Source organism: Collinsella aerofaciens, assembly GCF_028209885.1.
Classification (GTDB): domain Bacteria; phylum Actinomycetota; class Coriobacteriia; order Coriobacteriales; family Coriobacteriaceae; genus Collinsella; species Collinsella aerofaciens_BA.
In genome coordinates this window covers 1-1,730 of the sequence record NZ_JAQLEM010000056.1, presented here as the reverse complement: position 1 = coordinate 1,730, position 1,730 = coordinate 1, and the positions used below count along the sequence as shown (strand labels likewise).

The following is a 1,730-nucleotide window of genomic DNA, read 5'->3' as shown; positions in this document are numbered from 1 at the left end:
GAAGATCAACCCCATGGTGCTGATCGTGGCCACCATGGTCGTGGGCATCATCGGCGCGTTCTTCGGCGTGCTGGCGTAAGGGCCTGGCTGCATAGATTTTCGTTGCAACCTGGAAAGGGGATGGAGCAGGCCTATGCCCTCCATCCCCTTTTTGTATAGAAGGAGTTCGTATGTTCGCGAAGGATCGCGAAGCAATGCGCCTGACGCCGGCAGAGGTCAGGCTGATTCTTATTGAGTCCCTGCAGTGGTGCGCCAACAACGCGGTCTACTTTTTGGGGCTTATCGGTGCGGCCACGTATGATCTGGCCGGCACGGCCTTTTTGGTTGCCGCCATTACGCTCGTGCGTAATCTTATGACGTCGGTGGGCAATATGGTGTCGGGTTCGGTCATCGACCGCTTTGGACCGCGCCGGACGTCATTTGTGACGTGCGTGATTACGGCAGTGCTATCGCTTGGCGTGGGGTTGGCGCCGTTGTCTGTCCCCGGGCTTGTGTTTGCCGCGTGCGTCTTGGGACTTGCGGGCGGCTTTATCAACACCTGCACACATGCGTTTCCGGGATACCTGGAGTCGACCACCGAGGGCCGTACCCGCGTGAACGGCCTCATGGTGTTCTACAGCAATATCGCCTATACCGCTGGCCCGCTGCTCGGTGGTGCCATCGTGAGCTGTTTTGCCACGCAATCGGTCTATCTGCTCATGGCGGGCATGATGGGTGTGGCGGCCGTGCTCTCCTTGGGCTGTCACGAGTGTGTTGCTCCCGCAAAAGGGGAGAAGCCGAAGGGCGGTATTCTGGGCGGCATGGCCGAGGGTGCGCGACTTACGTTTCGCGACCACGACCTGCGCCTCATCTTTATCTCGGGCTTTTTGGGTTTCTTTGCGTTTGGCGCGTTCGATTCGCTGGAGTCGTTGTTCTACCGCGATGTGCTCAACGTGGATATCGTCTGGCTGGGCTGGCTGTCCTCGGTCGTGGGCCTCACTTCCTCGGTGGGCGCGTTCATCCTGACCAAGCTTTCTGCTCGCCATGTCAACCTGCGATTGTTGCTCGGCGCGCTCATGGCCGTGGGCATTGGGTCCATGGTGTACGTGGGCACCGATATGCTGGGGGTCGCGATTATCGGTCAGGCGATTAACGGTCTGGCCTGGGGATTCCTGGAACCGCTGCAGATGATCTTGATTCAGGAGCGCGCCGACATCAAATACCTGGGACGCATTACCGGCTTTGTGCGTTTTGGCCTGATGAGTGCCGGCGTGCTGCCGCTGCTGGCGGCTCCTTTTTTGGCGGAGGCTTTGGGCGTCCAAGCGGTGCTATTTGGGGCATCGACCATTATTGCGCTGGTAGGAACGCTGTTCTTTGTCACACAAGGGAGGCGCCAGAGGTGTTAGCTATACATTCAATTCTAATTTAATACCACTCACCAGAGAATTTCGACCGTTCACCGAGGATTGGAACAGATTGATAAGTGGTATTAAAAACACCTTAGGTATATGTCTATAATTGGTATCGAAAAGAAACGCGATGTATAGAGTCGCGTGCAGGACAGAAAGGAAAAGCCATGAAGGAAACCGAGAAGATCGAGATCATGCACTTTAGCCAGGAGGGCTATCTCGAGGACGGCAAGAACGTCTATGAGACCGGCAAGAAGATGATCGAGCTCGCCGACAAGGTCGCCGACGAGGGCTACGACGCCGTGTTCCTGATGGGCGTCGGCGGCACCTGGGACGAGCTCA

General features: G+C 57.1%; 1 protein-coding gene. It reads left to right on the top strand.

What is annotated here, in order from left to right; all coding sequences use genetic code 11:
• Window positions 1-170 precede the first annotated feature (170 nt).
• Window positions 171-1,385, top strand: coding sequence for an MFS transporter (locus tag PMX21_RS09695; RefSeq protein WP_271749008.1), 1,215 nt, complete (start codon window positions 171-173; stop codon window positions 1,383-1,385).
• The last annotated feature ends 345 nt before the right edge of the window (window positions 1,386-1,730 follow it).